This is a genomic window from Qipengyuania aestuarii (genome assembly GCF_019711535.1).
In the GTDB taxonomy this organism is placed as follows: Bacteria; Pseudomonadota; Alphaproteobacteria; order Sphingomonadales; family Sphingomonadaceae; genus Qipengyuania; species Qipengyuania aestuarii.
Genome location: NZ_JAIGNP010000003.1, coordinates 458,646 through 477,397, shown reverse-complemented (window position 1 = coordinate 477,397; position 18,752 = coordinate 458,646). Strand labels below are relative to the sequence as shown.

The window sequence follows — 18,752 nt, the reverse complement described above, 5'->3', positions numbered from 1 at the left end:
AAGAACGGTCGCTAGAGCTTTTCGTTTAACAGGCGAGCGGAGCCTGGGTGCTCAATCTCAGCCTTAGTCAGAAAACCTTCCAGAGTATCGATCTCGGAGGCACGGACCGAGAGAAGAAGTGCGTCCATCGCCTCTTCTCCAATACGCTCATGGAGCGCCCACAGCGCGGTTGGGCCTCGGTCGTAAAGAAGGCTTTGCCGGTCGCCACCGGGCCCATCGATATCTCGCAGCGAGCTTGGTATCTCTTCCGCGCGGGCGGCGGCAGAAGCGCGTCGCTGACGAAGCCAGTCTTCTCCCCATATCTGGCCACCTCGGCGCATTGCCAGATATTCGCTTATCGACTCCGACACAAATTCATCCTGCGTCCCCGGCTTGCCTGCGGACCACCATAGGTGGGCGATTTCGTGGTTCAGTGCGTCTAGTTGGACGATGGGGTCGGACTGGTCCATTGCGATAAAATCGCCGTTCGTAGAATACGATTGGTTAGGTTGCTTGAGCGCAACCTGACCATTCGGAAGTAGCAAAGTCATGGATTGCTCCGAACCATCCGGCTCCCCGAACAGTTCGCGATAATACGAGTAAGTATCCTCCACCGTACCGAATATCTGCGGTGCCCGTGGCTCGGGAATGGCGCTGTAGAGTGCTATGGTCAACGGTCCGAATTGCCGCCGCTCTACGGTCCAGCTGTTGGACGCGGCAAAGGTTATGCGACCCAGGACAGGTGCGCCGGGGTCCAGATACCACCTGTTCGTTCCAATGGGTATAGTCGCCCCCGGACCGATCACTTCGAAGCCTTCCGGAAGCACCAGATCGACCGTTGAACAGATAATCGGTTCATTCAGCCAGATGGGATACCAGGCAGCCTCAAACGTCAGCTCGGTCCAGTCAGGTGATACTGCTCCTCTGCCGAGTTCGATATCTTCGGTTGTCAAACGTCCGGAATATTGAAGCTCGATCTCCAAATGATCTCCTACGCCGAACGAGTGCGCGGGAATGAGTGAGATGCGACGGGTGCGCGGCAAAGCCTGCCCCGAGATCTCAATGTCATCTTCGATCGCTAACTTTACGGTATCGTCGGCGATTTCGAAGCGTTCAAGCTTCATCGCCTTATTCAAGAGCAGTTCGACCGAACTCGTCTCGGCATCGGGGACGAGGAGCATCTTCCCTCTTACCGACAACTCACCCGAAGTCGGTGAAAAGGTCGCGTCGAGATCATAGATGTTAGCGAGCTCATCTCCAGCACCGCATGCTGCGTACGCGGGTAGCGACATGAAACTGGTAATCGTTACCGCGCTCGCAAAAAACAAACCATGAAACAGCCTAACCAAGCAGCGCTCTCCTAGGAATGCCAACCGCGGCGCATCGCACGATGTCCGCTTCCAGCTAAACATACAAGGGCATGCAACGTCCGCAATTAGGGGCGTTAGCGGACATGACTCCCTAGCCTCATTCTTCCAGCTCGATGTCCCTTCAGAGCCAGTCCCGCCAGATCGCGTACGAAAAGGCCCGGGAGTGCGGCTTGCGCTCCCGGGCCTCTCACGCTCAGCCGGGGGCAGTGCCGCCCCCTGGAACCTCTTTACTCGGCATCAACCGCCACATTGGCGGCCATCGGCACGTCAGCGGCGGCATCGCCGATCTGCTTGGCGACCTTCTCGTAAGCTTCGGCATTGTGCTCGGCCACGGTCATGATGACTTCGCCCTTCTTGTCGAGCAGGACGGCTTCTTCGCCCGAACCCAGCGGTGCGAGGCGCACGATCAGCGGGCGCGGCGACAGGAAGCGGTTCGATCCGTTCGATCCGTCGACCACGGCCCCGATGGCGCCGCCCATCAGCACATTGCCGATCGTCGCTGCGCCGGTCTTGCTCCACACGAGAACTGAAGTCGGTTCGTACCCTTCGCGCACGATATCGACGCGGCTGGAGGTCTTGCGCGGCATCACCAGTTCGCACGGCGTGGTGCAGCTGCGACCATCGAGGAAGGTCGCCTCGGCGCCGCCCGGCGTGGTGTCGATCGCATAGTCCAGATTGGGCCCGTTCACGACAGTCGCGCAGCCCGAAAGACCTACGGCCGCAATGGCCGCAAGAGCGGTATAATACTTCTTCATGATTTCCCCTGTTGGTAATGACCCCTGCCTTCAATCGAAGACAAACAGGGTTTTACTGGGGACTTCTTCTTTGTCGATAGGGATTCGTTGCAAGGCGTGAAACAATATCGCTTTTTCAGTGAGCTTTAGGAAAAGAGCCGCGTCGCTGATCGCTAGCGGAAAAAAGCTGCTGTCCTACACGCTCCCGCCCATGCCACTGACCGGGCATGGCCCAGCGCATTCCATCCCTCCCGACTGCCCTCACGGGGCCGGAACGCGGCCGGAGTTTTTTTGCTCTGGACTGTGCTCCAGGCGCTCCATCATTCAGCGCCGCACTGGCGAAGCTGAACGAATCACTCTTCCAGTTCGATGTCCCAGTAAAGCCAGTCGCGCCAGGTTTCGTGGAGGTAGTTTGGCGGAAACTGGCGGCCATGCTGTTGCAACTGCCAGTGCGTCGGCCGGATCGGTTCGGCATAGAGGTTCATGCCCGCCTGTTTCGGCGTGCGGCCGCCCTTCTTCATGTTGCAGGGCGCGCAGGCGGTGGCGATGTTCTCCCACGTCGTCTTCCCGCCCATGCGGCGCGGCACGACATGATCGAAGGTCAGGTTCTCCATCGACCCGCAGAACTGGCAGGCGAAGCGGTCGCGCAGGAACAGGTTGAAGCGCGTGAAGGCCGGGAATTCGGAGGGTTTCACATATTGCTTCAGCGCGATCACGCTGGGGATCTTCATGTCGAGATTGGGCGAATGCACTTCGCGATCATAAGTCGCGATCACATCGACCCGGTCGAGGAAGATCGCCTTGATCGCGGTCTGCCACGGCCACAGGCTGAGCGGGTAATAAGACAGCGGCGTGTAATCTGCATTCAGCACGAGGCTGGGGCAGGATTGCAGATTGCGCGTCGGATCCCCTTCGGCGCTGCGAAACCTGGCGGCTCTTTCAAGCAGTTCGGCCCTGAACACGTTGCGTCCTCCCGATACTCCTGTTCCGGATACATCCACTTGCACGCCAAAGCGTCAAGTGTGTTACGGACAGGATTTCCACAGACTTGTCCCGTTGATCTGCCGATCATGCGGGCTAGAGTATGAACATGGTCGTTACGCGGTTCGCCCCCAGTCCGAACGGATCGCTGCATCTGGGCCATGCCTATTCTGCCATTTGCGCCCACGATATCGCGCGTTCGCGCGGCGGGCGTTTCCTCCTGCGGATCGAGGATATCGACGGCGAACGCTCGCTGCCCGAAAAGGCGGCGGAGTTCCGCGAAGACCTCGCTTGGTTGGGGCTGGAATGGGAGGAAGTGCCTGCGCAGTCCACCCGCCTGTCCAGCTATGAAGAGGCCGCACGCGGGCTGCTGCGCGACGGGCTGCTCTATCCCTGCAGCTGCACCCGCAAGGAGATCGCCGCGCTCGAACCGCGCCTCGGGCCCGAAGGGGCGGTCTATCCGGGCACCTGCAAAGGGAGCCGCCTCGATCCGTCGCGGCCGGCTGCGCTGCGGCTCGATGTCGATCGCGCGCTTGCGCAGGTGGGGGCAGATGCCGGCGAGCTGTTCTGGGAGGACGAGATCTGCGGAACCCAGGTGGCCGACCCGCGCCCCTTCGGCGACGTGGTGCTGGTGCGCAAGGATGCCCCGGCCAGCTATCATCTCGCCGCCACGCTGGACGATGCCGCCGACGGGGTGACGCTGGTCACGCGCGGGCAGGACCTTTACGCCATGACCCATATCCACCGCCTGCTGCAGGAATTGCTCGGCCTGCCGGTGCCGACCTGGCATCATCATCCGATCCTGCTCGACGAGAACGGCGAAAAGCTCGCCAAGCGCCGCAATTCGCCCAGCCTGGCGGACCGGCGCGCTGCGGGCGAGGATGGGCGCGCGCTGGCCGAGCGTCTGCGCCGCGGCGAATTCCCCGCTGGAATTACGCTGGCGAGCGCTTAGATAGGGACCATGAACACATTTCTCGTCATCCTGCTGATCGCGGCCATGGCCATGGTTCTCCTCTCGCTCGTGCGCGGCGTCGTCGCCTTCCTGCAAAGCACGAAAGTGGATCTCGAAACCGGCGAGCAACAGGACGCCACGGAAATGCAGCTGAAGCAGAACAAGGCGATGATGGCGCGTGTGAAGTGGCAGGCGATCGCGATCCTGATCATCGCCGTCCTGCTCGGCGTCGCGACCTGAATTTAGCCCCGGCGTGGTCAAGCTCAACAAGATCTACACCCGCACGGGTGACGATGGCACGACCGGCCTCGTCGACGGCTCGCGTCTGCCCAAACACGCCGCGCGCATGGACGCTATCGGTGCGGTGGACGAGGCGAACTCCGCGCTCGGCCTTGCGGCGGTAACGCTGGCCGACGGACCCCACGCAGAGCCGCTCTACCGGATCCAGAACGATCTGTTCGATCTGGGCGCCGATCTCGCGACCCCGGCCGAAGAGGGAGACGATTTTGCGCCCTCGGACATGGTGCTGCGCGTGGTATCGGCGCAGGTCTCCTGGCTGGAAACGGCGATCGATGCGCTGAATGCGCGGCTCGAGCCACTGACCAGCTTCGTCCTACCCGGCGGCAGCGAAGCCGCGGCCCGCGTCCATCTCGCCCGCGCGGCAGTGCGGCGCGCAGAACGCACGATGGCTGCCATGGCTGCTGCCGAACCCGTCAATCCGCAGGCGCTTTCCTACATTAATCGCCTGTCGGACTATCTCTTCGTGCTGGCCCGGGTGGCCAACGATGACGGTAAGGGCGATGTCAAATGGGTCCCCGGCGCTAACCGCTAGCCAAGCCTCCTTCGCCCCGCTAGACGCCGCGTTTTGCTGCACATGCGAAGGGATTTCTCGATGAGCAAGACGATCGCCATAATCGGCGCGGGCCAGATGGGCTCGGGCATAGCGCAAACATTCGCCCAGAACGGAATGGATGTGCTGCTGGCCGATGTCAGCCTGGACGTGGCCGAGCAGGCCGTCGGCAAGATCGACAAGGCGCTGGGCAAGCTTGTCGGACGCGGCAAGATCGAAGTCTCCGATGCCGAAAGCGCCTTGAAGCGGATCACGCCGGTCGGCGATTACAGCCGGATGGATGAAGCCGAGTTCATCATCGAGGCGGCAACCGAGAAAGAAGAGATCAAGAAGGCCATCTTCGAAAAGGCTGGCGAAAAGCTTGGCCCGGATGCGATCATGGCATCGAACACGAGCTCGATCCCCATCACCCGGATGGCCAATTATGCGCCCGATCCCGCGCGGTTCATCGGCCTGCATTTCTTCAATCCGGTCCCGGTCATGGGCTTGATCGAAGTCATTCCCGGCCTCGCCACGGCCGAAGTCACGACCGAACGCACGCGGGCTTTGGCCGAAGCGCTGGGCAAGGAAGTGGTGCTGAGCCAGGACGAACCCGGCTTCGTCGTCAACCGCATCCTCCTGCCGATGATCAACGAAGCGGTCTTCGTGCTCGGCCAGTCGACTGCCCGCATCGAGGATATCGACAAGGGGTGCCGGCTTGGTCTCAACCACCCGATGGGTCCGCTGCAGCTGGCCGATTTCGTGGGGCTGGATACCTGCCTCGATATTCTCATGGTGCTCTACAAGACCACGCGCGACACCAAGTACCGGCCCGCGCCGCTGCTGGTGAAATATGTCGAAGCGGGTTGGCTCGGCCGCAAGACGGGCCGCGGGTTCTACGATTATGCGGGCGAGGAGCCGGTTCCCACCCGCTGACGGGAACGGCCTGCGAGGCCCGCTCGTTCATGGGCAAAGGAGAATTTTACGCCATGAGCGATAGCAAGACAAACACCCCCGTCGGCGAAAGCCAGGAAGCGCGGCAGGCAGGCCTCGCTCCTGAAACGCATAATGACGAGCAGGACGATCACCGCAACCAGGCGCAGGAAGTTGCCGAGGAAGCCAAGGGCGTGACTACCGAGACGGTGTCGCCGACCGAGAGCGGGAAGGGCGACAACAAGTCCGGCCTGATGGGCGATTCCACGCAGGATACCATCGACCACATGCGGGACATGGAAAGTTCGGGCCGGATCGATATGGACGCCTATAAGGGCGAGCCCAATCATGACGACAACGTCGATAAATACGGCAAAGAGCACAAGCCCGACGGTCTGCGCGGCGACGGCACCTGAGCCAAGCCGACAGGCTTGCAGCAATGCAGGCGGGTACCCTTCCAACGAGGGGTGCCCGCCTTTTTGATGTAGTTGGAATGGAAGGCGCGTTGTCTTCCGAAAATGTGTTCAGTAGGTTTCGGGCGGCCCTATGAAACGTCCCTGGCTGTCGATCGGCGGAGGCGCGTCGAACGGTGATCCGCCGGGGACGGGCCCTTCGGGCATGTCATCGAACGTATTGCTCTGTTCGCTTCCCGCCTCGGCATACCAGCTATCGAGATCGGGGTCTTCGCGCTCGCTCGGCCCTGAATATTCCTGGTTGCTTCCGCCTGGGAGAACAGGAGGACCCAATTCCGAGGGAGGAGCATCACGGCTCTCCATCGCGTAAGTGTCTTCACCGGCATCGGGGAAGAAGCTTTTCGCGGCGTAAAGGAGGACGCCCAGGCCCACCAGCATTCCCGCGACCCAGTAGAAAGTGTTGCGTAACGACATAGCCTTCCAACCCTAGCCGCCGAATGGTTAATAATTGCTCTTCGCGGCCTCGGCCTTGAGGCGGTAAAGCTCGTCCAGCGCCTCGCGGGGGGACAGGGCATCGATGTCGAGGGCTTCCAGCGCATCGCGCAGGGTATCGCACTTTTCGTCTTCCGCCTGCGCTGTGGCCGCGAACAGCGGCAGATCGCCCAGCCCCGCTGCCAGACCGCCGGTTTCCGCGCGGCCCTTTTCAAGCCGGTCGAGCACGGCCTTGGCGCGCTTGATTACCGGCGGCGGAACACCTGCCAGCTTGGCGACCGAGAGGCCGTAACTGCGGTCGGCGGCGCCTCTCGCCAGTTCGTGTAGGAGGACCAGATCGCCCTTCCATTCGCGGGCGCGGACGTGGTGGAGGCTCAGTGCGTCGCAGGTTTCGGCGAGGCGCGAGAGTTCGTGGTAATGCGTCGCGAAGAGGCAGCGACACTTCAATTGTTCGTGTACGGCCTCGACCACGGCCCAGGCGAGGGCCATGCCATCGTAGGTCGATGTGCCGCGGCCCACTTCATCGAGAATCACGAAGCTGCGATCGGTCGCCTGGCTTAGAATTGCGGCGGTTTCGACCATTTCCACCATGAAGGTGGAGCGGCCCCGCGCGAGGTTGTCGGAGGCGCCGACGCGGCTGAAAAGGCGGTCTGCGATGCCCACTTTCGCGCTGGTTGCGGGGACGAAACTGCCGGCCTGGGCCAGCAAAAGTATCAGCGCATTCTGCCGCAGGAAGGTCGATTTGCCGCCCATATTGGGCCCGCCGATCAGCCACAAACGTTCCGAAAAACCCACCGAACAGTCGTTTGATCGGAAGCGATCACCCGTCTTGATCAGCGCCTGTTCCACCACCGGGTGCCGGCCGGCGACGACTTCGAGGCATGGTTCGTCGAGCATGTCCGGCTGGCACCAGTCGCCTTCCGCCGCCCGTTCGGCGAGCGCGGCCGAGACATCGATCCGGGCCAGCGCGGCAGCAGTTGCGGCGATGGCTTCGCGGCAGGCGACCACTTCGCCGACCAGCGTTTCGAAATGGCTGTCTTCGGCGGCGAGGGCATGGGCCCCGGCTTCGGCGATGCGGCTGGCTTCCTCGTGCAGGCCCACCGAGTTGAAGCGCACCGCCCCGGCCATGGTCTGGCGGTGGGTGAAGCCGCTGTCGGCGGCCATCAGCTTGTCGCCATGCTTGGCAGGCACTTCGATGAAATAGCCCAGCACCTTGTTGTGCTTGATCTTGAGCGAGGGCGTGCCGGTCTCCTCGCGGTATTTCGCCTCCAGCGCGGCGATGGCCTTGCGCGCATTGCCGCTGGTTTCGCGTAAAGCATCGAGCGCATGGTCATAGCCCGCGGCGATGAAGCCGCCCTGGCCGCGTTCGGTCGGCGGGGAGGGGACCAGCGCGCGGTCCAGATGATCGGTCAGGGCGCCGTGCCCGCCCAGCCTTTCTACCGCCTGCGCGAGCAGCGGCGGCAGGTCGACCCCGGCCGAGAGCATGCCGCGCAGCCGCCGCGCTTCGCCAAGGCCATCGCGGATCTGCCCCAGATCGCGCGGACTGCCGCGCCCGGCCACGATCCGGCCCAGCGCGCGGCCGATATCGGGTGCCTGCCGCAGCACGGCGCGGATATCGCCGCGCAGCAGCGGATCGTCATGGAAATGGCGCACGCTGGCGAGCCGGTGTTCGATCGCAAGCCGGTCGGCGAGCGGGGCGGACAGGTCTTCGGCCAGCTGGCGCGCGCCCGCACCGGTGGCGCAGCGATCGACACAGGCGACGAGGCTGCCATCGCGCCCGCCGTTCTGCGCGGCGAGGATTTCCAAGCTGCTGCGCGTGGCGGCATCCATCGCCAGATGCGCTTCGCTACCGCGCGCCACGGGCGGCAGGAGGAAGGGCAGCTTGCCGCGCCCCGCATGGTCGAGATAGGCGATCAGCCCGGCGGCGGCTGCCAGCATCGGGCGCGAGAAATCGCCCAACCCATCCAGTGTAGCGAGGCTGTGAATATCCTTCAGCCGCGCTTCGCCGTCCTCGCTGCGGAAATCGGGGCGCGGGCGGGCAATCACATCGGCGGGGGCGTCGTCCCAGTCGTCGGGCCCCACCACCTCGCTGGCGCCGAGGCGGGCGAGCGCGGCATCGAGTCGGTCGGGCGCGCAGTCTTCCAGCTCCATCCGCCCGGTGGAAATATCGCAGGACGCAATGCCCACCCCGTCGCGCACCGGGGCCACCGCGACCAGCAGATTGGCGCGCCGCGGTTCGAGCAGTGCCTCTTCCGTCAGCGTGCCCGCGGTAACGAAGCGCACGATATCGCGCGAGACCAGCGCTTTCGACACCGGCTTGCCTTCGCGCTTCGTCCGCTCCTTCGCTTCGTCGGGGGTCTCGGTCTGCTCCGCAATCGCGACGCGGCAGCCGCCCTTGATCAGCCGGGCGAGATAGCCTTCCGCTGAATGGACCGGCACGCCGCACATCGGCACCGGCTCCCCGCCATGTTCGCCGCGCGTGGTCAGCGCGATGTCGAGCACCTGCGCGGCCACCCTGGCATCGTCGAAGAACAGTTCGAAGAAATCGCCCATGCGGTAAAACAGCAGCGCATCGCCAGCTTCGCGTTTGAGCGCGAGATATTGCTGCATCATCGGAGTGGGTGAGTCGGCCATGGGCCATGCCGTAGCGGCCCGCTTTGCGATTCGGGAAGCGGCGCAGCGGGTGTTTCCCCTATGACTTCGCGCAAAATGCTCTTAGGGGCGGGCACAAGACCTCAGAGACCCGCCCAAAGGACAAGCATGGCCGAAGAAAAGCAGAACGGTTTCAACACGCGCGAAGCGTTGTTCTATCACGAAACGATCCGTCCCGGTAAGATCGAGATCGTTGCCAGCAAGCCGATGGCGACCCAGCGCGATCTGGCGCTGGCCTATTCGCCGGGCGTTGCGGCCCCGGTCGAGGCGATTGCGGCCAATCCCAAGGATGCGGCGCGCTATACCGCCCGCTCCAACCTCGTCGCGGTGATTTCCAACGGTACGGCGATCCTCGGCCTCGGCAATCTGGGCGCGCTGGCATCGAAGCCGGTGATGGAAGGCAAGGCCGTCCTGTTCAAGCGCTTCGCCGATGTGGATTCGATCGATCTCGAACTCGACACCGAAGACCCGGAAGCCTTCATCAATGCCGTCGCGCTGATGGAACCCAGCTTCGGCGGCATCAATCTGGAAGATATCGCCGCGCCCGAATGCTTCATCATCGAGCAGGCCCTGCGCGAGAAGATGAACATCCCGGTGATGCATGACGACCAGCACGGCACCGCGATCATCGCTGCCGCCGGTCTGATCAACGCCTGCCATGTGACGGGCCGCGAACTGAAAGACTGCAAGATGGTGGTGAACGGGGCGGGCGCTTCGGCGCTGGCCTGTACAGCGCTGATCAAGGCGATGGGCATTCCGCACGAAAACGTGATCGTGTGCGACCGCTCCGGTCCGATCACGCCGGGCCGCGCGGATGTGGACCAGTGGAAGAGCGCGCATGCCGTACCGACCGATGCGACCAGCCTGGAAGAAGCGCTGAAGGGCGCGGACATCTTCCTCGGCCTGTCGGCAGCCGGCGCGCTGAAGCCCGAATGGGTGGCCAATATGGCCCAGCGCCCGATCATCTTCGCCATGGCCAATCCGGTGCCGGAAATCATGCCCGAAGATGCCAAGGCCGTGCGCCCCGATGCGATCATCGCCACCGGGCGCAGCGATTATCCCAACCAGGTCAACAATGTGCTGGGCTTCCCCTTCATCTTCCGCGGCGCGCTGGACGTGCAGGCCACCGCGATCAATGAAGAGATGAAGATCGCCGCCGCCCGCGCGATCGCGGAACTGGCGCGCGACCGCGTGCCCGAGGAAGTGGCCGCCGCTTACGGCGTGGTCCACCAGTTCGGCGAGGAATACATCATTCCCGCGCCCTTCGATCCGCGCCTGATGGAAGTCGTGTCCTCTGCCGTCGCCAAGGCCGCGATGGACAGCGGCGTGGCGCAGGCCCCGATCGAGGATTTCGACGCCTATCGCCATGCGCTGAAGGCCCGCCTGAACCCGACGACCGGCGCGCTCACCAATATCTACGAGCAGGCCAAGGCCAACCCCAAGCGGATGGTTTTCGCCGAAGCCGAGGAAGACGTCGCCCTGCGCGCCGCGATCCAGTACCGCGATTATGGCTACGGCGAACCCATCCTGGTCGGCCGCACCGAGAAGGTGCTGGCCAAGCTCCAGGAACTGGGCGTCGACGATCCGAGCGACTGGATCATCGAGAATTCGAACGTGTCGGACAAGGTGCCGGCGATGAACGATTATCTCTACAAGCGCCTGCAGCGCCGCGGTTATACCGAGCGCGACGTGCAGCGCATGGTCAATCAGGAACGCAACGTGTTTGCCGCCCTGCTGGTGGCGCTGGGCCACGGCGAAGGCATGATCTCCGGCCTCACCCGCACCTATGCGCAGACCGCGCGCGAAGTGGCCCGCGTGATCGATCCCAAGCCGGGCGCAACGCCCTTCGGCGTGCACATGATGATCGGCAAGAACCACACCACCTTCCTCGCCGATACAACCATCAACGAACGCCCGACCGCGGCCGAGCTGGCGCATATCGCGCGCGAAACGGCTGCCGTGGCGCGCCGCATGGGCCACGAACCGCGCGTCGCCTTCATGTCCTATTCGACCTTCGGCAATCCTTCGGGCCAGTGGCTGGGCAATCTGCGCGATGCCGTGGCGCTGCTGGATGCGGACGATACGGTGGACTTCGAATATGAAGGCGAAATGGCCCCCGATGCCGCGCTCAACCGCAAGGTCATGGCGCTTTATCCGTTCAGCCGCCTGTCGGGCCCGGCCAATGTGCTGATCATGCCGGGGCTGCAATCGGCCAATCTGTCGGCCAAGCTGCTGCGCGAACTGGGCGGCGAAACCATGGTCGGCCCGATGATGATCGGCAGCGAGAAGCCGGTGCAGATCGCGCCGATGACCGCGATCGCGCCCGACCTGCTGACGCTGGCCGTGCTGGCCAGCGCCGGGGTGGTGGGCTGAGATGGCGGAAGCGATGGGCATTGCCGACCAGCGCCATCGCTTCAGCATTCCGGGCGACGTCCATTACCTGAACTGCGCCTACATGGCCCCGCTTTCCCGCGAGGTGAGCGGGGCCATGGTGGAGGGCGCGCGGCTGAAGGAACAGCCGTGGAATTTCCTCCCCGCCGATTTCTTTCGCGTGGCCGAGAGCTTTCGCGAAAGCGCGGGGCGGCTGGCGGGCGTTTCACCCGACACTATCGCGATCGTGCCATCGGTGAGCTACGGGCTGGCGGTGGCGGCGGCCAACCTGCCGCTTGCCGCCGGGCAGAATGTGGTGACGCTGGGCGACCAGTTTCCCTCCAACGTCTATGTCTGGCAGGAAAAGGCGCGGGCTGCCGGGGCCGAGGTGATCGCCGTGTCGCGCCCGTCGCAAAGCTGCTGGAGCGGGGCGGTGCTCGATGCCATCGGCCCGGATACCGCCATCGTGGCGGTGCCGCACAATCACTGGGCGGACGGGCGCATGGTCGATCTGGTGGCGGTGGGCGAAAAGGCGCGCGCGAATGGGGCCGCGCTGGTGCTGGATCTGACCCAGTCGCTCGGCGCGATGCCGCTCGATTTTGCGGCGGTGCAGCCCGATTTCGCCGTGGCGGCCTGCTACAAATGGCTGATGGGGCCTTACGGGATCGGCCTGCTTTATGCCGATCCGAAGCACCATGATGGCGCGCCGATCGAACATAACTGGATCAACCGGGCAGGCTCGGAAGATTTTTCGCGGCTGGTCGAGTATCGCAGCGATTTCCAGCCCGGCGCGCGGCGTTTCGACATGGGCGAAAAATCGAACGCGCCTTTGCTGATGGGCGCAGGCGCGGGAATGGATTTTCTGATGGAATTCGGGATCGCGGCCATCGCCGATGAGCTAGGCCGCCGGACCGATGCCATCGCCCGCGAAGCGGCCGAGCTGGGGCTGACGTCCGCCCCCGTGGGCACGCGCGCGCCGCATTTCCTCGCGCTCGGTTTTCCCAACGGCCTGCCCGCCGGGCTCACCGAGACGCTCGCTCGGCGGCAGGTCCATGTCTCGGTGCGCGGCAGCTCGCTGCGCGTCACGCCGCATCTCTACAACAGCGCCGCCGACACGGACGCGCTGCTGGCGACCTTGCGCGAATGCCTCGCCTAGGCCGGCACCGATTGCGGCAGGCCAGCGGGTAGCTCGACGAGGTAATTGCGCGGATCGGCTGGGTCGATCAGGACGCGGAAGGACGCATTCTCCAGCGCCGCAGGGTGGATCGTCACCGGCCCGCTCCTGAAATTGCGCTTGGCGCCCGTCTGCGGATCGGCGCCCGTGCAGACGATCCGCCAGCAGTCATGCGGGCCCTGCCGCCTGCTCGACACGGGCAGGGCGTAGAGAAAGCGCGCTTCGATCGGCTTGCCGTTCTGCATCAGGAAGGCGATACGGCGGCGCTCGGTGCGAAAGACGCGAAGCAGCCAGAGGCCTGCGGCAAGGAAGGCAATACCGATCAGCACGGCGATGATCGGTTTCATCCATGACGGCCAGAAAGCGGTGAGACGGGCATCGCTGGGATTGCCGGGCAGATAGGCCATCTCGACGCTCTGGCCCAGGCGATAGGATGGGTTCGGCCCGCCGATCTGGCCCCGGAACCGGCGTGTGCGGCCTTGCGCGTCCCGCCATTCCACAAGGGGCGCGAAATTCGGCTCGCCGTCTTCGCCCTCGAATTCCGCACGGCCGACGACAGTCCCCTGCGTAGCGACGGCGGAGCGGGTGAACTGCCACTGCTCCGCGCCCAGCCACAGGCCGAGCGCCAGCGCCGCCGCACCCGCCAGCGTAAAGAGCGCCCCCGGCAAGATCATCCTTTTCTGCATCCGCGTCCCCCTCCCGAACCCGTGTTTAGCGGGTTGCCGATAAACTGCCAGCGCGCGTCGATCGCGCTACTTCGGCGGGCATAACAATCACGCCCGAACCCCTTGCCGGAACGGCTCGGCGGACGAAATTTCGCAGGTTCATCTTTTGGCAAGCGCACTCGCGGCTAAGGGCCTTTCCCCACCTCAGTGGGACATGTGCAAGGGATCGCACTGGAAAGGACGAATAATGAAAAAAGCATTCGCACTCGCCGTGATCGGCGCCGGCCTCGCGGCCACTCCGGCCATGGCGCAGGACACGCGCGCACCCGGCGGCCTCTATGTCGGCGTGCTCGGCGGCTATGAAGGCGTCGATGTCGATGCGGCCGACGGCAGCGCCACGGCCAGCGCCGACAGCGCGGTTTACGGCATCAACGCAGGTTACGACCTCAGCCTCGGTAGCGCCTTCGTCGGCGTGGAAGGCGAACTGTCCACCAGCGACGGCACCACGAGCTTCCCAGACAGCTTCGGCGGCGCGCGCGAAGGGCTGGAGACCGGCGGCCAGTATTACATCGGCGCGCGCGCCGGTGTCGCGCTGACGCCCGGCATCGCGGCCTATGGCAAGGTGGGCTATACCGCGCTCGACACCAAGGCGTTCACCGACAGCGGCTCGCTCGACGAGCTGGACGAGAACGCCGACGGCATCCGCTACGGCGCGGGGCTGCAGGTGCAGCTGCCCGGACCGCTGGAAGGCCGCCTCGAATACCGCCGCTCGAAATACAATGACCTCGCCGATGCGGGTCAGGGCGATGCGACGACCGACCAGGTCGTGGCCGGTCTCGCACTGCGCTTCTAGGCTTTAGAGCCGATCAGAACGGCAGGGTCTTGCCGGTGTAATCGACATAGGCGTAGTCACCGCTCGCCTGTTCGACGACATCGGCAAGGCCCTTCACGCTTTCTTCTACCGTGATCTTGGCATTGGGGCCGCCCATGTCGGTCTGCACCCAGCCCGGGTGGAGCGAACGCACGGTCACGCCGCGTTCCTTCGCCTCCTGCTCGGCGATGCCTTTGGCGAGCATGTTCTGCGCGGTCTTGCTGGTGCGGTAGAGTTCATAGCCGCCCGAGCTGTCCTCGATCGAACCCATCAGCGAGCTCATGAAGGACAGCGATCCGCCCTTCTTGATCTGGGGCAGAAGCGCCTTGCCCAAATGCGCCGGGCCGAAGGCGTTGGTCATCATGACCTTGGCCACTTCGTCCGCAGTCGCCTTCTCGCTCGACTGGTGCTCCGCCCCGGTGATCCCGGCATTGACGATCACCGCATCGAATTCGCCGTCGATGGAGAAGGTCGATGGATCGGTGACGTCGAGCGTCGCCACCGACACATTCTCCAGCGCGTGGAGATCATCGCTTTTCGAGCGTTCGGTTCCGGTGACCTGCCAGCCCCGCGCCTTGAACTCCTCGGCGAGGCCGAGGCCGATGCCGCGCGATGCGCCGACGATAAGAATATGCTTGCTCATTGGATGTCTCCTTATGCCGGGTGGACCAGCGTTTTCAGGTTCATGAATTCATGGAGGCCGAATTCGGCCAGTTCGCGGCCGTGGCCCGACCGCTTGATGCCGCCGAAGGGCGCCTCGATCTTCGAGCCGTTGACGCCGTTGAAGGTCGTCATGCCCGCTTCGATGGCGTTGGCGAAATGCTCCTTCTCGCCCTCGTCATTGGTCCAGACGGCAGAGCCGAGGCCGAAGGGAATGGCATTGGCGATGGTGGTCGCCTCGTCGATATCCTTCGCCTTGTAGAGCTGGCCGACGGGGCCGAAGATCTCGTCCGTGCCGGTTTCGCTGCCCACTGCGACATCGGTCAGCAGACCCGCGGTCATCCACGCGCCCGGCTTGTCGATCTTCTCCGCGCCGAAGAGCAGGGTGCAGCCTTCCTTCTTCGCCTTCTCGACCTGATCCAGCACGGTATCGCGCTGGCCCTCGCTCGACAGCGGTCCGAGGCCGGTGTCCTCATCCATCGGATCGCCGAGCTTAACGTCCTTCAGTGCCTGGATGAACCGTTCGGAAAAATCATCGTAGATATCGGCATGGACGATGGTGCGCTTGCCGCAGATGCAGGACTGGCCGTTGTTCTGGATGCGGGCGGTCACGGCGTCCTTTACCGCCTGGTCCATGTCGGCAGACGGCATGACGATGAAGGGATCGCTGCCGCCCAGCTCCAGCACGACCTTCTTCAGATGCTTGCCCGCCTGCTGCGCCACGGCGCTGCCGGCGCCCTCGCTGCCCGTCAGCGTGGCGGCGACGACGCGCGTATCGGCAATGACATCGGCAATCGGATCGGAGGATACGCACAGATTCTGGAACAGTCCTTCGGGACCGCCAGCCTCGACCACCAGTTCCTCCATCCGCTGGGCAACGCCCTGCACGATGCTGGCATGTTTCAGCAGGCCGACATTCCCGGCCAGGATCGTCGGCGCCAGGAAGCGGATAACCTGCCAATAGGGGAAGTTCCATGGCATCACCGCGAGCACCGGTCCCTGCGGGAGCCAGCGCGCCTCGGCCCGGCCGCCATCGGACAGGTCCCAGAATTTGGATTCGAGCATCGGCGGGCCATGCTCGGCATAATAATGCAGCAGGCTGGCGCATTTCTCGACCTCGCTGCGCGCCTGGGTGATGGGCTTGCCCATCTCGGTCACGGCGAGCTTTGCGAGCTCTTCCTTATTGCTCTCGTAGAGATCGCCGAGGGCGGCGAGTACCTTGGTGCGCTGGCCGATCGAAGTGGTGCGCCATTCGCGATAGGTGCGCGTCGCAGTCTCGAGCTTGCGGTCGATGCCGTTCTTATCGAGCGTTTCATATTCGGCGATGGTTTCGCCGGTTGCGGGATTAATTGTGGTGATCAAGGGGAGGGCCTTTGGTTGGGGGTTACACCCAAACAATCGCCGCGCCCCCCGCAGCGTTCCGAAGCCTATTTCCGCCGGAAGCGGAAATACCACACCTCGTGCCCATAGGTGTGGCGGGCCTTGTGTTCGTAACGCGTTTCGCACCAGCCAGAAGGGCGATTTTCCCACGCATGCCGGTCGGCCGCGATCCATTCGAATTCGTCGGTGAAGCGGCGCATCACCATCAGCGCGTGGCGCAGATAGACCGCGTGATCGGTGCCGAAGCGGAATTCCCCGCCCGGCTTCAGCTTGTCGGCAATCATGCGCACCGGGCCATCGTTCATCATGCGGCGCTTGGCATGCTTGTTCTTGGGCCAGGGATCGGGATGGAGCAGATAAACCATGGTCAGCGCATCGTCCGGCACACGGGCCAGCGCATCGAGCGCATCGCCGTGATGGATGCGGACATTGCCCAAGGCGCCGTCGCGCACATGGGTCAGCGCCTGGGCGACGCCGTTGACGAAAGGCTCGGCCCCGATGAAGCCGTGATCGGGCAGCATGTCGGCGCGATAAGCCATGTGTTCGCCGCCGCCGAAACCGATTTCGAAATGCAATGGCCGGTCGAAGCCGAACAGGCCTTCAGCGGTGACCGGCCCTTCGGCGGGAACGGCGATCTGGGGCAGCAGCTTGTCGACCAGTTCCTGCTGTGCGGCGCGCAGGGGCTTGCCCTGGCTGCGGCCGTAGAGCCGGTTGAGCGTGGTCGGATCGCCTTCCTTGAATGCTGACATGGGCAGGCGCGCTAGGCCAAGCGGGCCGCGCTTGTCCAGCCCGTCGTTCCCGCGCCCCAGTCAATGCATGTGAAAGGAAGGGGGCGGTGGGGGAAGCGTGGCCGCCACGGCGGGCAGCGGCGATGCGCGGTGATGCGCATGCTCGATAACCTGGATCAGCTTTTGGGGCATGAAGGGCTTGCGCACGATGCGATCTGGGTGAACCCCTTCGATCCGTGCAGCAATATCGTTGATGTCCCATCCGGTGACGAGGATCGTTCGCGTGGCCGGGTGACGCAACTTGATCTGGGCCACCAGCTCCAGTCCGTTCATCTGTCCCTCGAGATCGAATTCGAGAATCAGCATATCGGGCTTGTGCTGCTGCACCAGTTCGATCGCATCCCCGGCATTTCGAGCGCAGCCGACAACCTTAAACCCGGCAGACGTGAACGATTCGGCCATCATGAAAGCGAGCGCGCGGTCCGCTTCGACTATGACAATCCGTGGCACTTTACAGACCTTCATCTTCCCTACCCCCCAAACGCATCGAGGAAGCCAGCAGGCGCCATACAGAGAGTGGTCCCGCCGCTTACCCGCCAAGTTATACTTGTTGCCCGGGAGTAAACTCGCAGTTCAGCCGAAATATTCAATTACGGAAGAATACGCATTATGGTTAATCAAATATTAGGCCGCCCGAAACTGTAAGCTTCGAGCGGCTTAACGATTTAAGAAAATCGGCGTTAACTATTTTATGCGTGCAAGATCAACCCTGATCTGCGGCGGGTCGGAAAAATGATCCGACCCGAAAAGAAGATCAGGCTGCTGCGGCCTCTTCTTCTTCGTCGTCGCGCAGGACGTAACCACGGCCCCAGACGGTTTCGATGTAATTCTCGCCGTTGCAGGCATGGCTCAATTTCTTGCGCAGCTTGCAAATGAAGACGTCGATGATCTTCAGTTCGGGTTCGTCCATTCCGCCGTAAAGGTGGTTGAGGAACATTTCCTTGGTCAGCGTAGTGCCCTTGCGCAGGCTGAGCAGCTCGAGCATCGCATATTCCTTGCCCGTCAGATGGACGCGGGCGCCATCGACTTCGACCGTTTTGGCGTCGAGGTTCACTGCGAGCTTGCCGGTGCGGATGATCGACTGGCTATGGCCCTTCGAGCGGCGCACCACGGCGTGGATGCGGGCGATCAGTTCTTCGCGGTGGAACGGCTTGGTGACGTAATCGTCAGCGCCGAAGCCGAAGCTGCGGATCTTGCTGTCCATCTCGGCCACGCCGGAGAGGATCAGGACAGGCGTCTGAACCTTGGCGACTCGCAGTTTCTTGAGCACGTCATAGCCGTGCATGTCAGGAAGATTGAGGTCGAGCAGGATGATGTCGTAATCATACAGCTTGCCCAGATCGAGGCCTTCTTCGCCCAGATCGGTAGAATAGACGTTAAAGCCCTCGGTAGTCAGCATGAGCTCGATGGCTTTCGCCGTGGTCGGCTCGTCTTCGATCAGCAATACTCGCATGGGCGGCCCCCTTGCCTCTAAATCCGCTGGCTCGTTCCCGTCAGAAAAAAGCCCAA

19 protein-coding genes are annotated in these 18,752 nt (G+C 63.5%); 8 read left to right on the top strand and 11 right to left on the bottom strand.

Translation table 11 applies throughout. From position 1 onward, the window contains the following. Positions 1–11: 11 nt before the first annotated feature. From K3175_RS12030 to K3175_RS12020, 3 genes are all read right to left on the bottom strand, one after another. Positions 12–1,328: a gluzincin family metallopeptidase gene (locus K3175_RS12030; protein ID WP_221543621.1), complete on the bottom strand. Its 1,317-nt coding sequence runs from the start codon at positions 1,326–1,328 to the stop codon at positions 12–14. A 248-nt stretch (positions 1,329–1,576) separates the two neighbouring features. Continuing rightward, positions 1,577–2,104 (bottom strand): PEGA domain-containing protein, encoded by a 528-nt coding sequence (locus K3175_RS12025; RefSeq protein ID WP_221543620.1) that lies wholly within the window; start codon positions 2,102–2,104, stop codon positions 1,577–1,579. Between the two features lie 332 nt (positions 2,105–2,436). Beyond that, positions 2,437–3,045, bottom strand: coding sequence for an HNH endonuclease (locus K3175_RS12020; RefSeq protein WP_221543619.1), 609 nt, complete (start codon positions 3,043–3,045; stop codon positions 2,437–2,439). A 128-nt stretch (positions 3,046–3,173) separates the two neighbouring features. On the opposite strand from K3175_RS12020, the gene gluQRS reads away from it, so the two are divergent. The 5 genes from gluQRS to K3175_RS11995 are packed head-to-tail and all read left to right on the top strand — an operon-like array spanning position 3,174 to position 6,194. Beyond that, the gene (gluQRS, locus tag K3175_RS12015; protein WP_221544130.1) at positions 3,174–4,016 is read left to right on the top strand and encodes a tRNA glutamyl-Q(34) synthetase GluQRS; all 843 of its coding nucleotides are present in this window, start codon (positions 3,174–3,176) and stop codon (positions 4,014–4,016) included. Positions 4,017–4,025: 9 nt separating this feature from the next. After that, positions 4,026–4,256 carry an HIG1 domain-containing protein gene (locus K3175_RS12010; protein ID WP_221543618.1) on the top strand — a complete coding sequence of 77 codons (231 nt, stop codon included), beginning with the start codon at positions 4,026–4,028 and terminating at the stop codon, positions 4,254–4,256. A gap of 13 nt (positions 4,257–4,269) precedes the next feature. Next, a complete protein-coding gene (locus K3175_RS12005) occupies positions 4,270–4,848 on the top strand; it encodes a cob(I)yrinic acid a,c-diamide adenosyltransferase (RefSeq protein ID WP_221543617.1) in 579 nt (192 codons plus the stop codon). Between the two features lie 60 nt (positions 4,849–4,908). Beyond that, on the top strand, positions 4,909–5,781 hold the full coding sequence (locus K3175_RS12000; protein WP_221543616.1) for a 3-hydroxyacyl-CoA dehydrogenase NAD-binding domain-containing protein: 873 nt from the start codon (positions 4,909–4,911) through the stop codon (positions 5,779–5,781). Positions 5,782–5,834: 53 nt separating this feature from the next. After that, the gene (locus K3175_RS11995; RefSeq protein ID WP_221543615.1) at positions 5,835–6,194 is read left to right on the top strand and encodes a hypothetical protein; all 360 of its coding nucleotides are present in this window, start codon (positions 5,835–5,837) and stop codon (positions 6,192–6,194) included. Between the two features lie 108 nt (positions 6,195–6,302). On the opposite strand, the gene K3175_RS11990 is transcribed toward K3175_RS11995, so the two are convergent. Then, a complete protein-coding gene (locus tag K3175_RS11990; RefSeq protein ID WP_221543614.1) occupies positions 6,303–6,665 on the bottom strand; it encodes a hypothetical protein in 363 nt (120 codons plus the stop codon). 27 nt (positions 6,666–6,692) lie between these two features. Further along, complete coding sequence (gene mutS, locus K3175_RS11985) at positions 6,693–9,317, bottom strand: DNA mismatch repair protein MutS (RefSeq protein ID WP_221543613.1); 2,625 nt, start codon at positions 9,315–9,317, stop codon at positions 6,693–6,695. Between the two features lie 126 nt (positions 9,318–9,443). Here mutS and K3175_RS11980 point away from each other — a divergent pair, with 126 nt between their 5' ends. Both K3175_RS11980 and K3175_RS11975 read left to right on the top strand, forming a co-directional pair. Further along, a complete protein-coding gene (locus K3175_RS11980; RefSeq protein WP_221543612.1) occupies positions 9,444–11,708 on the top strand; it encodes an NADP-dependent malic enzyme in 2,265 nt (754 codons plus the stop codon). A gap of 1 nt (position 11,709) precedes the next feature. Then, the gene (locus K3175_RS11975) at positions 11,710–12,861 is read left to right on the top strand and encodes an aminotransferase class V-fold PLP-dependent enzyme (RefSeq protein WP_247710877.1); all 1,152 of its coding nucleotides are present in this window, start codon (positions 11,710–11,712) and stop codon (positions 12,859–12,861) included. Here K3175_RS11975 and K3175_RS11970 read toward each other — a convergent pair. After that, complete coding sequence (locus K3175_RS11970) at positions 12,858–13,565, bottom strand: DUF3592 domain-containing protein (protein ID WP_221543611.1); 708 nt, start codon at positions 13,563–13,565, stop codon at positions 12,858–12,860. The two genes, K3175_RS11975 and K3175_RS11970, sit on opposite strands and share 4 nt — an antisense overlap. Before the next feature lie 226 nt (positions 13,566–13,791). Between K3175_RS11970 and K3175_RS11965 the strand changes: the two genes are divergently transcribed. After that, positions 13,792–14,397 carry an outer membrane protein gene (locus K3175_RS11965; RefSeq protein WP_221543610.1) on the top strand — a complete coding sequence of 202 codons (606 nt, stop codon included), beginning with the start codon at positions 13,792–13,794 and terminating at the stop codon, positions 14,395–14,397. A gap of 13 nt (positions 14,398–14,410) precedes the next feature. Here K3175_RS11965 and K3175_RS11960 read toward each other — a convergent pair whose 3' ends face one another. The 5 genes from K3175_RS11960 to ctrA all read right to left on the bottom strand — a co-directional run bounded on the left by K3175_RS11960 (position 14,411) and on the right by ctrA (position 18,696). After that, positions 14,411–15,058: an SDR family NAD(P)-dependent oxidoreductase gene (locus K3175_RS11960; RefSeq protein ID WP_221543609.1), complete on the bottom strand. Its 648-nt coding sequence runs from the start codon at positions 15,056–15,058 to the stop codon at positions 14,411–14,413. A gap of 11 nt (positions 15,059–15,069) precedes the next feature. Beyond that, positions 15,070–16,437, bottom strand: coding sequence for an NAD-dependent succinate-semialdehyde dehydrogenase (locus K3175_RS11955; RefSeq protein WP_221543608.1), 1,368 nt, complete (start codon positions 16,435–16,437; stop codon positions 15,070–15,072). A 65-nt stretch (positions 16,438–16,502) separates the two neighbouring features. Continuing rightward, on the bottom strand, positions 16,503–17,204 hold the full coding sequence (trmB, locus tag K3175_RS11950; protein WP_221543607.1) for a tRNA (guanine(46)-N(7))-methyltransferase TrmB: 702 nt from the start codon (positions 17,202–17,204) through the stop codon (positions 16,503–16,505). 60 nt (positions 17,205–17,264) lie between these two features. Further along, positions 17,265–17,708 carry a response regulator gene (locus K3175_RS11945; protein WP_282098260.1) on the bottom strand — a complete coding sequence of 148 codons (444 nt, stop codon included), beginning with the start codon at positions 17,706–17,708 and terminating at the stop codon, positions 17,265–17,267. 289 nt (positions 17,709–17,997) lie between these two features. Then, a complete protein-coding gene (gene ctrA / locus K3175_RS11940; protein WP_221543605.1) occupies positions 17,998–18,696 on the bottom strand; it encodes a response regulator transcription factor CtrA in 699 nt (232 codons plus the stop codon). Positions 18,697–18,752: the final 56 nt, after the last annotated feature.

Excerpts from the sequence above, each read along its gene's own strand:
- K3175_RS12025 (WP_221543620.1), bottom strand. The coding sequence starts at position 2,104 with ATGAAGAAGTATTATACCGCTCTTGCGGCCATTGCGGCCGTAGGTCTT.
- gluQRS (WP_221544130.1), top strand. The coding sequence starts at position 3,174 with ATGGTCGTTACGCGGTTCGCCCCCAGTCCGAACGGATCGCTGCATCTG.
- K3175_RS12010 (WP_221543618.1), top strand. The coding sequence starts at position 4,026 with ATGAACACATTTCTCGTCATCCTGCTGATCGCGGCCATGGCCATGGTT.
- K3175_RS12000 (WP_221543616.1), top strand. The coding sequence starts at position 4,909 with ATGAGCAAGACGATCGCCATAATCGGCGCGGGCCAGATGGGCTCGGGC.
- K3175_RS11995 (WP_221543615.1), top strand. The coding sequence starts at position 5,835 with ATGAGCGATAGCAAGACAAACACCCCCGTCGGCGAAAGCCAGGAAGCG.
- K3175_RS11990 (WP_221543614.1), bottom strand. The coding sequence starts at position 6,665 with ATGTCGTTACGCAACACTTTCTACTGGGTCGCGGGAATGCTGGTGGGC.
- mutS (WP_221543613.1), bottom strand. The coding sequence starts at position 9,317 with ATGGCCGACTCACCCACTCCGATGATGCAGCAATATCTCGCGCTCAAA.
- K3175_RS11980 (WP_221543612.1), top strand. The coding sequence starts at position 9,444 with ATGGCCGAAGAAAAGCAGAACGGTTTCAACACGCGCGAAGCGTTGTTC.
- K3175_RS11975 (WP_247710877.1), top strand. The coding sequence starts at position 11,710 with ATGGCGGAAGCGATGGGCATTGCCGACCAGCGCCATCGCTTCAGCATT.
- K3175_RS11970 (WP_221543611.1), bottom strand. The coding sequence starts at position 13,565 with ATGCAGAAAAGGATGATCTTGCCGGGGGCGCTCTTTACGCTGGCGGGT.
- K3175_RS11965 (WP_221543610.1), top strand. The coding sequence starts at position 13,792 with ATGAAAAAAGCATTCGCACTCGCCGTGATCGGCGCCGGCCTCGCGGCC.
- K3175_RS11960 (WP_221543609.1), bottom strand. The coding sequence starts at position 15,058 with ATGAGCAAGCATATTCTTATCGTCGGCGCATCGCGCGGCATCGGCCTC.
- trmB (WP_221543607.1), bottom strand. The coding sequence starts at position 17,204 with ATGTCAGCATTCAAGGAAGGCGATCCGACCACGCTCAACCGGCTCTAC.
- K3175_RS11945 (WP_282098260.1), bottom strand. The coding sequence starts at position 17,708 with ATGAAGGTCTGTAAAGTGCCACGGATTGTCATAGTCGAAGCGGACCGC.
- ctrA (WP_221543605.1), bottom strand. The coding sequence starts at position 18,696 with ATGCGAGTATTGCTGATCGAAGACGAGCCGACCACGGCGAAAGCCATC.